The organism is Nocardiopsis sp. NPDC058789 (genome assembly GCF_042745575.1).
GTDB classification, from domain to species: Bacteria; Actinomycetota; Actinomycetes; order Streptosporangiales; family Streptosporangiaceae; genus Nocardiopsis; species Nocardiopsis eucommiae.
This window is the reverse complement of sequence record NZ_JBHYOW010000012.1, coordinates 104,792-117,480: the sequence shown is the minus strand read 5'-3', so window position 1 is coordinate 117,480 and position 12,689 is coordinate 104,792. Positions and strand designations below refer to the sequence as shown.

11 protein-coding genes are annotated in these 12,689 nt (G+C 71.8%); 3 read left to right on the top strand and 8 right to left on the bottom strand.

Translation table 11 applies throughout. The features are described 5' to 3' along the window. The first annotated feature begins 47 nt into the window (after positions 1–47). Complete coding sequence (locus ACFW3L_RS19095; protein WP_378742463.1) at positions 48–1,289, top strand: chemotaxis protein CheA; 1,242 nt, start codon at positions 48–50, stop codon at positions 1,287–1,289. Positions 1,290–1,363: 74 nt separating this feature from the next. Here the strand turns inward: ACFW3L_RS19095 and ACFW3L_RS19090 are convergent, their stop codons facing one another. The 3 genes from ACFW3L_RS19090 to ACFW3L_RS19080 all read right to left on the bottom strand — a co-directional run bounded on the left by ACFW3L_RS19090 (position 1,364) and on the right by ACFW3L_RS19080 (position 3,876). Next, the gene (locus tag ACFW3L_RS19090; protein ID WP_378742272.1) at positions 1,364–2,017 is read right to left on the bottom strand and encodes an AAA family ATPase; all 654 of its coding nucleotides are present in this window, start codon (positions 2,015–2,017) and stop codon (positions 1,364–1,366) included. Between the two features lie 18 nt (positions 2,018–2,035). After that, positions 2,036–2,380 carry a zf-TFIIB domain-containing protein gene (locus ACFW3L_RS19085; protein WP_378742269.1) on the bottom strand — a complete coding sequence of 115 codons (345 nt, stop codon included), beginning with the start codon at positions 2,378–2,380 and terminating at the stop codon, positions 2,036–2,038. 113 nt (positions 2,381–2,493) lie between these two features. After that, positions 2,494–3,876 (bottom strand): NAD(P)H-quinone dehydrogenase, encoded by a 1,383-nt coding sequence (locus tag ACFW3L_RS19080; protein WP_378742266.1) that lies wholly within the window; start codon positions 3,874–3,876, stop codon positions 2,494–2,496. Positions 3,877–4,200: 324 nt separating this feature from the next. On the opposite strand from ACFW3L_RS19080, the gene ACFW3L_RS19075 reads away from it, so the two are divergent. Continuing rightward, positions 4,201–5,025, top strand: coding sequence for a purine-nucleoside phosphorylase (locus ACFW3L_RS19075; RefSeq protein WP_378742264.1), 825 nt, complete (start codon positions 4,201–4,203; stop codon positions 5,023–5,025). Positions 5,026–5,574: 549 nt separating this feature from the next. Here the strand turns inward: ACFW3L_RS19075 and ACFW3L_RS19070 are convergent. The 5 genes from ACFW3L_RS19070 to ACFW3L_RS19050 form a co-directional block, all read right to left on the bottom strand. Continuing rightward, complete coding sequence (locus ACFW3L_RS19070) at positions 5,575–6,225, bottom strand: PH domain-containing protein (RefSeq protein ID WP_378742262.1); 651 nt, start codon at positions 6,223–6,225, stop codon at positions 5,575–5,577. After that, positions 6,210–7,307 carry an adenosine deaminase gene (locus tag ACFW3L_RS19065; RefSeq protein WP_378742260.1) on the bottom strand — a complete coding sequence of 366 codons (1,098 nt, stop codon included), beginning with the start codon at positions 7,305–7,307 and terminating at the stop codon, positions 6,210–6,212. The genes ACFW3L_RS19070 and ACFW3L_RS19065 overlap by 16 nt, the downstream gene beginning before the upstream one ends. A gap of 137 nt (positions 7,308–7,444) precedes the next feature. After that, on the bottom strand, positions 7,445–8,680 hold the full coding sequence (locus tag ACFW3L_RS19060) for a M20 family metallopeptidase (RefSeq protein WP_378742257.1): 1,236 nt from the start codon (positions 8,678–8,680) through the stop codon (positions 7,445–7,447). A gap of 24 nt (positions 8,681–8,704) precedes the next feature. Further along, a complete protein-coding gene (locus ACFW3L_RS19055) occupies positions 8,705–9,862 on the bottom strand; it encodes a glutamate--cysteine ligase (RefSeq protein ID WP_378742255.1) in 1,158 nt (385 codons plus the stop codon). 161 nt (positions 9,863–10,023) lie between these two features. Continuing rightward, the gene (locus tag ACFW3L_RS19050; protein ID WP_378742253.1) at positions 10,024–11,070 is read right to left on the bottom strand and encodes a YihY/virulence factor BrkB family protein; all 1,047 of its coding nucleotides are present in this window, start codon (positions 11,068–11,070) and stop codon (positions 10,024–10,026) included. Positions 11,071–11,583: 513 nt separating this feature from the next. Between ACFW3L_RS19050 and ACFW3L_RS19045 the strand changes: the two genes are divergently transcribed. Then, positions 11,584–12,684, top strand: a complete 1,101-nt coding sequence (locus tag ACFW3L_RS19045; protein WP_378742251.1) for a galactokinase family protein — start codon at positions 11,584–11,586, stop codon at positions 12,682–12,684. Positions 12,685–12,689: the final 5 nt, after the last annotated feature.

The window sequence follows — 12,689 nt, the reverse complement described above, 5'->3', positions numbered from 1 at the left end:
AGGGAGGCGAGAGGATCGACATGTTGCGCCGCTTGGTAACACCCACAGTGCTGACCGCCGGACTCGCGGCGGCGATGGTGACGTCCGGGGCGGCGTCCGCCACCGCCGACACCGGGACCGAACCCCCGCAGACGCAGGACATCGTCGCGGAGCTGGAGAACGACGGGGTCTTCGTCGACCCGTCGATCGAGGGCTTCCCCAGCGGTGACGAGGCGGCCCTGGAGGCCGCCGTCGCGAACGCGGACACCCCCGTCTACTACGTGCTCCTGCCGAGGGAGGTCGCCACCTCCGAGGCCGGGGTGAACGCCGTGCTGGAGCCGGTCATGGCCGAGGTCGGTGACGGCGCGTACGGAGTCCTCGGCGGGAGTGAACACTTCTACGTCACCTCCCCCAACCTGGAGGACACCGACGCGATCAGGGAGGTCGCGCTCTCCGAGGGCGGCAGCAACCCGACGGACACCCTCGCGGCGGTCCCCGGCGCCGTCCAGACCACCGAGACCGCCGAGGAGGCCCCGGCCGGGGGCGGCGGCTCCGGGCTGGTGCTGCTCACCGTCCTCGTCCTCGTGGCCGCCGCGGGCGGCTGGTACGTCTACAACGCCCGCAAGAAGCGCGAGGCCGAGAAGGCCAAGCAGCTCCAGGAGATCAAGCAGATGGCCACCGAGGACGTCGTCCGCCTCGGTGAGGACGTCGCCCGCCTGGAGATCGACCTGTCCCGGGTGGACGACGCGACCCGCGAGGACTACTCGCGGGCCATGGACTCCTACGACCAGGCCAAGGCCCAGCTGGACACCATCCAGGAGCCCGACCAGGTCCGGCAGGTGACCAGCGCCCTGGAGGACGGCCGCTACTACATGTCCGCCACCCGGGCCCGGATGAACGGCGACCCGGTGCCCGCGCGGCGCGGCCCCTGCTTCTTCAACCCGCAGCACGGCCCCTCCGCCGAGGACGTCACCTGGGCACCGCCCGGGGGCTCCCCCCGGTCGGTCACCGCGTGCGCGGCCTGCGCCCAGGCGGTGCGTACCGGCGGGCAGCCGGACGTGCGCATGGTCGAGGTGGACGGTGAACGGCGTCCGTACTACGACGCCGGTCCCGCGTACTCGCCCTACGCCGGCGGCTACTTCGGCATGAACATGATGATGGGCATGTTCACCGGCATGATGATGGGCTCCATGATGGGGTCGATGATGGGCGGCGGCATGATGGACGCCGGCGGGGACATGGGCGGCGACGCCGGAGGCGACTTCGACGGCGGCGGCGACTTCGGGGACTTCGGCGGCTTCGACTTCTAGCCACCGACGCCGCGCGTGAAGGGGCCCCGGGGGGTGAACTCCCCCGGGCCCCTTCAGCGTCTCCCGCTCCCGCCCTACTCCCGGCCTGCGGGCGTCGACGCGCCCTGGTGGACGCCCTCCACCCAGCGTAGGACTGCCTCGGCGGTCTCCACCGGTGTGGACTCGGTGGTGTCGAGCAGCGTGACGGGCGGCCGCAGCCTCCCCGCCTCCTCCGTCAGCCAGTCCTGGTGGTCCAGCGTCTCGGCGATCCTGGCCTCGTCCCAGCCGCGCCAGTCGGGACGTCTCCTCAGCCTCGTGGCGAGCGCCCGGGGGTCACAGGTGAGCGCGAGGTAGTGGACTCCGGAGAACAGGGCGCGCTCGGGCAGGTGTTCGAGCTCGGGCGGGGCCACGGTCCCGCACAGCACGACGGGTCGCCCGCTCTGCTGGACCATGGCGGCGGTGCGCAGCCAGGTCGAGCGGAACAGGCGGTGGTCGTCGGCCGGGTCGCGCAGGCCGCCCACCCAGAGCAGGTCCTGTTCGAGGACGACGAAGTGCTCGGACAGGCGGGCCAGGAGCTCCCGGGCGACGGTGGACTTCCCCGTGCCGCTGGGTCCCGTGACGCAGAGGAGGGGCAGCCTCAGGAAGGGACGGGTCAGGCCGCAGAAGGAGCAGCGGAGCAGGTGCTCCCCCGCTCCCGTGTCGGGTTCCCCGTCCCATTCCCCGCAGTGTGTACAGATCAGCGGGTGCACGGCCGTCACCTTCTGCGGCTAGTCGAAGAGCTGTTCCAGGAACCCCTTGCGGCGACGGCGGTAGGGGCGTGGGGAGTCGTTGTAGCCGCCGCCCCGGTAGGCGGACGGGGAGTCGGCGTAGCCGCCGCCGTAGCCGCGCGGGGAGTCGGGGTAGCCGCGCCGCTGGCCGGGGTGCTGGCCCGGGTAGGGCTGGGGCGAGTGCGGGTCGGGCGGGACGGCGCCGTAGTGGCGCTGCTCGGCGGAGACCACGCGCTCCAGCTCACCACGGTCCAGGAAGATCCCCTGGCAGCCGTCGCACCGGTCGATGTGGACGCCCTGACGGTCGTAGGTACGCATCTGGCTTTGGCACTTCGGACAGATCACCTGGAAAAGGTAGGCCCGGCCGTGTCAAGGGGATGTAAGGAAACCGGGCCCGCCGTGTGTCCTGCACGTGCCCACACGGCGGGCGGGGCCGGTACCGGGAAGGTTCCCCTCCCCTACTCCGGGGAGGCCAGCATGAGCGAGCGGGCGGCCTCGGTGACGCTGCCCGACAGCGACGGGTACACGGAGAAGGTGTGCGCGATGTCGTCCACGGTCAGGCGCTGCTGCACCGCGATGGACACGCCCAGGATGAGCTCGCTGGCCCGCGGGCCGACGATGACGCCGCCGAGGACGATCCCGGTGTGCTGACGGCAGATGAGCTTGACGAAGCCGTCCTTGACCTGGTTCATCTTGGCGCGCGGGTTGGTGTTCAGCGGCAGGGTGACGGTGCGGCCGTCGATCCGCCCGCTGCGCACGTCGTCCTCGCTGGCGCCGACCGCGGCCAGCTCGGGGTGGGTGAACACGGTGGAGGCGACGGTGGAGAGCTGGAGCGGGGACACGGCCTCGCCCAGCGCGTGCCACATGGCGATGCGTCCCTGCATGGCCGCCACCGAGGCCAGCATGTTCACGCCCGTGCAGTCACCGGCGGCGTACACGCCCGGGACGGTGGTGCGGGAGACCCGGTCGACCTCGACGAAACCGCCCCGGCCCAGGCGCACCCCGGCCTCCTCCAGGCCCAGGCCCTCGGTGTTGGGGATCATGCCGACGGTCATCAGGCAGTGGCTGCCGTCCACGGTGCGGCCGTCGGAGAGGGTCACCCGGACCCCTTCCTCAGTGCGCACGACCGACTCGGCGCGGGTCTGGCTGAGGACGGTCATGCCGCGTCGCATGAAGACCTCCTCCAGCACCTCGGCCGCGTCGGAGTCCTGCGTGGGCATCACCAGCTCACGGGAGGACACGAGGGTGACGTCGGAGCCCAGGGCCTGGTACGCGCTGGCGAACTCGGCGCCGGTGACGCCGGAGCCGACCACGATCAGCTTCTCCGGAAGCTCCTCCAGGTCGTAGAGGTGGCGCCAGGTGAGGATGCGCTCGCCGTCCGGCTTGGCGGTGGGCAGCTCGCGCGGGTGGGCGCCGGTCGCGATGAGCACGACGTCGGCGCGGATACGGCGGTCTCCGACGGCCACGATGTGCGGGTCGACCAGCCGGGCCTCCCCGATGACCACCTCGACGCCCTCCTTGACGAGGCGCGCGCGGGTGTCGTCGGACTGCGCCTGCGCCAGGCGCTTGATCCGCGAGTTGATCTGGTCGATGTCGACCTCGACCGGCTCCTTGTGCTCCTCGGCCGCCGGGATGTGGATGCCCAGGCTGCCCGACTCGCGCACGTACGTGGTGCGGGTGGACGTGGCGATGAGGCTCTTGGAGGGGACGCAGTCGGTGAGGACGCAGGAACCGCCGATTCCGTCGCGCTCCACCACGGTCACGTCCGCGCCCAACTGCGCGGCGACCAACGCCGGCTCATAGCCCCCGGGCCCGCCACCGATGATCACGACCTTCGTCACGCTGCTTCACTCCCTCTGCGGGCGATGCGGCCTACCCGTTCCCGGTCCGGGGCGATGTTCGGGCATGGCAGGGCACCACCTGGTTGTCTCGCTTCCCTCCATTGTCGGCCATGCCGGGTGTCGATGACCGCAGCCACCCCCGGTCAGCGCACGGTGCGGGGCGGAGACCGGCCCGTCGGACCCCCTCCGAAGCTCGGAGAATGCGACGAAGGACACGTGGACCGGGCCACCCGCCTCACGCGGGGTGACACGTACATTCCGCCCTTCGAACACCCTGCGTTGCGCTCCGGTGTCAACTGACTACAGAGCGGTAGTATCCGACTTGTGAGCGAATCAGAGCAGCCGCCCCGAACCACGGGCGAGGCGAAGCAACTGGCGGACTCCGCGGCGAAGGAGCTGTTGGCCCGGGCCGGCGCCGACAGCTTCGACGCCCTGGTGGTGCTCGGCTCCGGCTGGGCTGGCGCGGTGGACACGCTGGGCACGCCCGACATCGACATCGACGCGACCGAACTGCCCGGGTTCGTGCGGCCCACGGCGGAGGGGCACAGCGGCAGGGTCCGCAGCATGTGGGTGGGCGACAAGCGCGTGGTCGTGTTCGTGGGACGCGTCCACCTCTATGAGGGTTTCGGCCCGATGGTGGCCACGCACGCCGTGCGGACGGGGATCGCCGCGGGCGCCCGGGTCGCGGTCCTGACCGGCTCCGCCGGTTCCCTGCGCACCGACTTCCAGCCCGGCCAGCCGATCGTCCTCCGGGACCACGTGAACCTCACAGCGACCTCGCCGCTGGCCGGTCCCGACTTCGTGGACCTGACCCGTGCCTACAGCGAGCGGCTGCGCGGCGTCATCCACGAGGTGGACGCGTCCCTGGCCGAGGGTGTGTACGTGTCGACGACGGGCCCGCAGCTCCAGACGCAGACCGAGTTGAAGGTCCTGCGCCAGGCGGGCGCGGACGTGGTGGGGCGCTCGATCGCCCTGGAGACCATCGCCGCCGTCGAGATGGGGGCCGAGGTCCTGGGTCTGTCGATGGTCAGCAACGACGCGCTGGGGGCGGTGCTGGAACCGTTCGAGCAGGAGCGCGCCCTGGAGGTCGTCACCCAGCGGGCGCGGCGTCTCGGTGAGCTGCTGAACCGGGTACTGGAGGCGGCCTGAGGCACGGCGGCCCCCGCCCGGGGGCCGGACACGGACAGCACGAAGCCCGGCCGAGGCCGGGCTTCGTCGTGCTGGGTGTCCACGGCCCCGTGGGGCCGTGCCGGGACGAGGCTGGGGCACCTTCGACCGGACCCGGGACGTCCGGTACCGGCGTGGCGAGCGTACATCCCGAGGCCATGGGATGGACGGTACCGACCGTGGGTCCGGTCGAAGGCGGTGCTTTCCCCGGTGCCGCCCAGCGCCCAGGATCCCCGCAGACCCCGTTGGACTGGCGCTGACAGCACCTTCTCTTCCCGATATTCAGTTGAACCGCGCGCGTTGCCCTGGGAGGAGGATCCGGGTGAGTGGCCATCCGCGCGAAGCCCGCCCACCCGGAACGTTCTCCCTTAGGCATGCCTAACCTAACCAGAACTTCGGGGGGTGCGTCAACCCCGCGTCCGGCACGTCCGCGCGGCGACCGTCCCACGCCCAGGGGCGGCCCCGACGAACGACGGACCCGGCCCCTCGCTCCATGCGGGGGGCCGGGTCGGATCCGGGACGCACACCTGGTCAGGCGATGAACAGCACGGCCACGAACAGCACCAGCGGCACGCCCAGGACGACGATGACCTCGACCGGCACCATCGTCTGCGGGCGGTCCTCGGCGCCCAGCGCGGCCGGACCCTCCTCGTCGATCTCCCTGATCGGGCCGCGCAGCGGACGGGCCCGGTACCTCTCCGCGTCACGGCGGAGCTCGCGGGCGACCAGGTCCACCGGGCGCATCGTGGTGGGGTCCCGGTCGTCGTCGTGGTCGAGGTAGCCCGACTCACGGCGCATGTTCTCCCGCACCCTGGCCCGCTTGGTCTCGCGCAGCGGCCAGGACCGGTAGACCCGCTCCGGGGTGTGCACCCGCAGGACGTCCACCACGTCCACCCACTGCACGGCGGCCCACGGCACGAAGGTCTCGCGCAGCGGGTTGACCATCCGGATCCCGCGCTCGGTGGACACCACCCGGGGGCGCAGCCACGTGGCGTAGACGGTGGCGACGCTGAACACCAGGACGGCCCCGGCGATCCAGGCCGTCCGGTCCTGTCCGCGCAGCACCAGGTCCAGCAGCAGCAGGACCGCGACGACGATCCAGGCGATCGCCAGCACCCGGGACGAGGTCGAGTAGTGCGTGGTGACCCCCTCGGCGGATCGGGCCATCAGTGCGTCGCCCACTTCAGCTGCGCGAACCCGGGCTTGATGGTGCCGTTGATCAGTGCCAGCCGCTCGTCGAACGGCAGGAAGGCCGACTTCATGGCGTTGACCGTGAACCACTGGAGGTCGTCCCAGTCGTAGCCGAAGGCCTCGCTCAGCTTGGCGAACTCCTCCGACAGGGTCACCCCGCTCTGGAGGCGGTTGTCCGTGTTGACCGTGACCCGGAAGCGCAGGTCCCGCAGGAGGCGGATCGGGTGGTCCGCGATGGACTCGGCGGCGCCGGTCTGCACGTTGGAGCTGGGGCACATCTCCAGCGGCACGCGCTTGTCCCGCACGTACTGCGCGAGGCGTCCCAGCACCGGCACGCCGTTCTCGTTCGCGCCGATGTCGTCGATGATGCGCACGCCGTGGCCGAGCCGGTCGCAGCCGCACCACTGGAGCGCCTCCCAGATGGAGGGCAGCCCGAACGCCTCACCGGCGTGGATGGTGAAGTGGAAGTTCTCCCGGCGCAGGTACTCGAAGGCGTCCAGGTGGCGGGTGGGCGGGTTGCCCGCCTCCGCGCCCGCGATGTCGAAACCGCTGACCCCGGCGTCGCGGTAGCGCACCGCCAGCTCCGCGATCTCCGACGAGCGGGCCGCGTGGCGCATGGCGGTGACCAGCTGACCGGTGCGGATGCCGCGGCCCGCGTCGGCGGCGCGCTTCTCCCCCAGTTCGAGCCCCTCCTGGACGGCCTCCACGACCTCCTCCAGGGTGAGTCCGCCCTCCAGGTGCTGCTCGGGGGCGTACCGCTGCTCCGCGTAGACGACGCCGTCGGCGGCCAGGTCCTCCGCCGCCTCGGCGGCCACGCGCACGAGGGCGTCACGGCTCTGCATGACCGCCGTGGTGTGCGCGAAGGTCTCCAGGTAGCGCTCCAGCGACCCGGAGTCCGACGCGTCGCGGAACCAACGCCCCAGCTCGGCCGGGTCGTAGGTGGGCAGGTCGCGGTAGCCCGCCTCCTGCGCGAGCTCCACCACCGTGGACGGGCGCAGCCCGCCGTCGAGGTGGTCGTGCAGGAGCACCTTGGGCGCCCGGCGGATCTGTTCGACTGTGAGTGGCTGGTTCATCCATTCAGGATGCCACCAGGCGGCGAGGGCACCCGACACGGCGACACGAAGTTACCGACGATCCGGCAGAAGCCGCCCGGTGGCTCCGTTGGCGGAGGTCCGGGCACCGCCTGGAGGGGCGGAGGGCGGGAGGACGGTCAGGCCAGGGCCTCGGTGTCCACGCGCACTCCCTCGGGGGCGTCCTCCCACAGGGACGTGAGCGCCGTGGTCACCATCAGGCGGGTGCCCACACCGATCGCCCGCTCGTCGGCGTCGAAGGTGCCCCGGTGGAGGTCCAGCATGTCGCCGTTCCAGTCCGGGGAGTGGGTGCCCAGCCGGGCCAGCGCGCCCGGCGCGTGCTCCAGGTACCAGGCGAAGTCCTCGCCGCCCAGGCTCTGCGGGGTCGGCGTGACCGCGTCGGCGCCCAGGGCCGTGGTGGTGGCCTCGCGCATGATCTCCACGCTGCGGGCCTCGTTGATGGTCGGCGGGACGCCCCGGCGGTAGGTGACCTCGGCGTCGGCGCCGTAGGCCGAGGCGACCGACTCCACCAGGCCCTTGAGGATGTCCGGGGCGGCGTGCCAGGCCTCGTCGTCCAGGCACCGGACGGTGCCCTCCGCGACGGCGTCGTCGGGGATGACGTTGGGGGCCGAGCCCGCGCTGATCCGGCCCCACACGAGGCTGAACCCGGCGCGGGGGTCGACGCGGCGGGACAGCGCGGCGGGGAGTTCGGTGACGATCTTGCCGAGCGCGTACACGAGGTCGGAGGTCAGGTGCGGGCGTGCGGTGTGGCCGCCCGGCCCGGACAGGCGGACCATGATCTGGTCGCAGGCGGCCGTGATGCCGCCCGTACGCAGACCCACCTTGCCGACCATCTGGCGGGGGTCGCAGTGCAGGGCGAAGACCCGGTCCACGCCCTCCATGCCACCGGCCCTGACCACCTCGACCGCACCGCCGGGGAGCTCCTCGGCGGGCTGGAAGAGGAGCCGGACGCGGCCGGGCAGCGCGCCCGCACGGTCCTGCTGGGCGAGGAAGATGCCCGTGGCCAGCAGGACCGTGGTGTGCACGTCGTGTCCGCAGGCGTGGGCGACGCCGGGGACGGTGGAGCGGTAGGGGACGTCCTTCTCGTCGGTGAGGGGAAGCGCGTCGATGTCGGCGCGCAGCGCGACCATGGGGCCGGGGCCGTCTCCGACGTCGCAGATCAGTCCGGTTCCCTGGGGGAGGGTCCGGGGGGCGAGTCCCGCCTGGCGCAGGCGTTCGGCCAGGCGGCCCGTGGTGCGGTGTTCCGCGAAGGCCAGCTCCGGGTGCATGTGCAGGTCCCGGCGGAATCCCGTGAGCTCCCGCTCATGGCGCGCCAGAAAAGCCGTCAACTGCTCCGGCAGGTCACGTCCCTGCATGCGAGGGTCCCCATTTCGTTACTTCTATCGCGCGCCGACAAATGCCGCGCGGGCGGTGTCCCCCTCGAACTCGGCTGAGAGCAGGTCCACGACGTCTTCGAGCGAACCGCCGTCGGCGACCACCGCCCGTTGGCGCTCGTAGGAGGCACCCTTGTCCAGGATCTCGGAGATCAGGTCCAGGTCCTCCGCGCAGCCCAGGCGGGCGGCGACCGGCGCCAGTTCGCGGACCAGCTCATAGAGGTCGTCGCGGATCGGAACGGTGGTTCCGTGTGAGTCCGTGATGACACGAGCGTCGAGTCCGTAGCGGGTGGCCCGCCACTTGTTGTCCTTCACCACCCAGGACGGCGGGCTGGGCAAGCTGTACCCGCGGTCGAGCTGGTGATCGAACAGCTCCACCAGACACTGGGAGAGAGCGGCGGCCATTCCCACCTCGCGCAAGGTGGGAATCCCGTCGAACATCCGGATCTCGATGGTGCCGAAATCCGGGTGCGGACGGATGTCCCACCAGACTTCCTTGATAGAGGCGATGGTACCCGCATTGAGAAGGGTTTCGAGGTAATCCTCGAAAGCGGGCCACCCGGCGAGGTTCGGCGGGGGCCCCGAGGTGGGGAGCGCACCGAAGACAATCGAGCGTGCGGAGGCCAAGCCCGTGTCATGACCACCCCAAAACGGGCTAGAAGCACTCAAAGCAAGAAAATGTGGGAGATACTTCGCAAGTGCGTTCACAATGGGAATAGCCTTCTCCTGGCCGCGCACCCCCACGTGGACGTGGACGCCGCAGGTCAGGATCCTGCGGGCCAGCCACTGCATCTGCTCGACCAGCTCCCCGTACCGCTTGCCGGGACTCAGCTGCTGGTCCCGCCAGTGGTCGATCGGGTGCGTGCCGGAACAGGTCAGCGTGGCACCACGGGGTTCCAGCACCTCCCGCATCCGCGCCACGTTGCGACCGAGGTCACCCTTGGCCTCCTCGACCGTCTCGCAGATCCCCGTGACGACCTCCACCTGGGACTGCATCAACTCGTGCCGCAACGGGGGCACCGCGGCCTCACTGCTGAGGTCCGGGAGTTCAGCGAGGAGCTGCCCGGCCTCCTGTCGCAGATGGCGACTGTTCCGGTCGACGAGTTGGAGTTCCCACTCGACCCCGAGTGTCGCGCGCTCGGACGATTTGAATGCGATTCCCATCTGACCTCCTGGTGTGGGACAGCCCTTGTGACCGACGCACCGCTGGCCCCGGAGAACCGGTCATCCGGGACAGAGGAGGACTACCCGTCTCACACCGCGCGCATACGGAATCAACCCACAGTAAAAAAGGACTTCTTTCCGGTCCCTTGACGTTTCCGTGGTCAACCGCGCCGCATGCGTACCGCCACCGCCGCGACACCCGCCGCGAACACCGCGCCGGCCAGCGACAACCCGAGGGCGAGCCACCGCTGGGCGCTTCGTCGCTCGGCCAGCGCCTCCGGACTCGGCCGCAGGACCGGGCGCGGACGCGTCCAGTCCATGCCGTTCTCCTCCGGCAGCGGGAAGGACCCGGTGTAGGGCGGCGGCACCGGCAGCCAGGTGGCCGTCCAGGCCGCGCTGAACAGGACCACGCGCATCACCAGGTTGATCCACACCAACAGGCCGACCAGCACGGCGAAGGACGCGTACACCGGGTTGCCGAGCGTCCCCGCCAGCAGCTGCGTGGCGACGTTCTTGAGGATCTCGAACCCCACCGCGCCCAACAGGGCTCCACGCCACATCACGGCGCTGGGCCGCCCCACCCCCGACAGCAGGGCGAAGATCAGCACGAACAGGCACATGTTCACAGCGACCGCGATGACCAGCGCCAACCCCCGCAGGGACAGGTTGGCCACCAGCGACCCGTCCAGACCCACCAGGGACAGCATCCAGACCGTGGCCGTCTGCATGAACCCGGTGAAGGCCACCGTGAACACCAGCGCGGCGCCCAGGGCGACCATCACCAGCAGGTCCACCAGCTTGCGCACCACGTAGTTGGGGCCCTGCCGGAGACTGTTCAGCCAGATCGAGTGCAGGGCCTCACGGAGGGACCACACCGAGTTCAGCCCCGCGTACAGCAGGCCCAACAGGCCCAGCACACCCGCGCCCACCCGGGCCCGGGCGATCTCCTCCATCGGCAGCTGCTGGGACAGCCCCGGCAGGACGTCGTCCAGGGCCCGCTCCAGGTAGGCGGTCACCTCCACCTGCTGCGAGGCCAGGAAGCCGACCACGGCGAAGGCCAGCGCCAGCAGCGGGAAGAACGAGAGGAAGGCGAAGTAGGTGACCGCCCCCGCCAGCTGGGTGCCGTTGCGGTCCGAGTACCGCTCGTACGCGCGCACCAGGTGGTCGATCGACGGGTACAGGCGCCGCAGGCCCCAGTAGCCGTCCATCGCCGCGTTCTGGTAGCGCTGGGCGGTCTCCCTGGCGCGTGTCCTCTTCGGGCCTCCGCTTCGCTTCGGCCCGGGGTCCGGCGCCTTTGCAGAGGAACCTTCGGCACCTCCGGTGTGATGGCTCGTTCCTCGCGATCCCACCTGCGGCACCTCCAGAACCCTCTCCGGCGCCGAACGGGCACCCCCCAGCGGCCGGGGTGAACGGGCGGCCCTCACGCGTGGGTCCAGGGTGAACGGGCAGCACTCACGGTTGTTCCTGAGGTGGCGGGTCGGCCGTCCAACTGTGGCTGAGACACCCGTGGCCGGGGCATGTGGGGGGAGGCGACGGTCGTGGCTGGGGTGCGCAATCGGGGGCTCCTCCTGTGGCTGGGGTCGGGTGGCAGACGGCTGGGAGTCGTCGGGTCGGCAACCCTAGCGTCGGGGACCTCTCGGGAGGAAAGCCCCACGCCCGTCCGGTACCGAGGTGGGGGCAGACTTGGACCCGGTGTTCACCGAGGAGAGCGGGGGCGGGACGTGGGGATCACCGGGGCGCGGGTGCGCGCGGTGTTGGGGGCACGGACTTCGGGGCCGGTCGGCGACTGGCCCGAGGGACACGACGAGGGGTTCCTGCGGGCGGAGTACGCGCGGCGGTTCGGGACGGAGCCCGCCGGACTGTGGCACGCGCCCGGTCGGCTCGCCCTCATGGGCGAACACACGGCCGCCAGTGGCGGGGCCGCCCTCCACGTGGCCCTGCCCTGGGGCGTGACCGTCGCGGTCGGCACCAGCGCCGACGGCTCCACGCGTGTGGCGACCCCCAGCGGCCCGCTGGGCGGCCGGACCCCCTCGGCCCGAGCGGTGGCCCGCGCCGAGGACGAAGCGCGCGCGAGCGGCCTTCTGGGCGCCGACCGGGGCATACGGGTGCTGATCGGGTCGGACCTGCCCGAACACGCCTCCCTGGGACACGCCTCGGCGGTCGGGGCGGCGGTGGCCCTGGCCCTGGCCGAGCTCACCGGAGCCGAGCGGCCCACCGGCGTGGCCCTGGACGCGCGGGCCGGGCACGCGGTGCGGGTGAACCTGACCAGCGGTCGCACCACGGTGCTGCCGTTCGACCTCGCGGAGGCAGGGCTGCGGCTGGTGGTGCTGGAGACCGGGGCGCTGCCGAGGCGGGACCCGCGACCGGTGCGCGCCGCCGAGCTGGCGCGGGCCCAGGACGCCCTCGGCCCGCTGCGCTCCGTCCAGGACCTGCCCGGGGCGCTCCGTCGGCTCCAGAACCCCGTGCTGCGCCACCGGGTGGAGTACGCCGTCACCGAGGTGCACCGGCTCAACGCGGCGGTGGGGCTGCTGCGCGCGGGCCGCGCGGCGGAGACCGGGCCGATCCTGTCCGCCTCCCACCTGTCCCTGCGCGGGTTCGACCTGCCTCTGCCCGCCGTGGAGCTCGCGGTGGAGACCGCCGCGCGGGCCGGGGCCCGGGGGGCCCGCATGTCGGGGTGGGCGGGGACCGCGTTCGCCCTGGTCGCGGAGGAGCGAGTGGCGGGCCTGGAGTCGGCGGTCCGGGACGCGTTCGCGGAGAGGGGGTGGCCTCCGCCGCGCGTCCGTGCGGCGCTGCCCTCGGACGGGGCCTCGCGGAGGGGCTGACCTCG

Coding starts and splice junctions, on each gene's coding strand:
- ACFW3L_RS19065 (WP_378742260.1), bottom strand. CDS start 7,307: ATGAACCAGCCACTCACAGTCGAACAGATCCGCCGGGCGCCCAAGGTG.
- ACFW3L_RS19060 (WP_378742257.1), bottom strand. CDS start 8,680: ATGCAGGGACGTGACCTGCCGGAGCAGTTGACGGCTTTTCTGGCGCGC.
- ACFW3L_RS19055 (WP_378742255.1), bottom strand. CDS start 9,862: ATGGGAATCGCATTCAAATCGTCCGAGCGCGCGACACTCGGGGTCGAG.
- ACFW3L_RS19050 (WP_378742253.1), bottom strand. CDS start 11,070: ATGGACGGCTACTGGGGCCTGCGGCGCCTGTACCCGTCGATCGACCAC.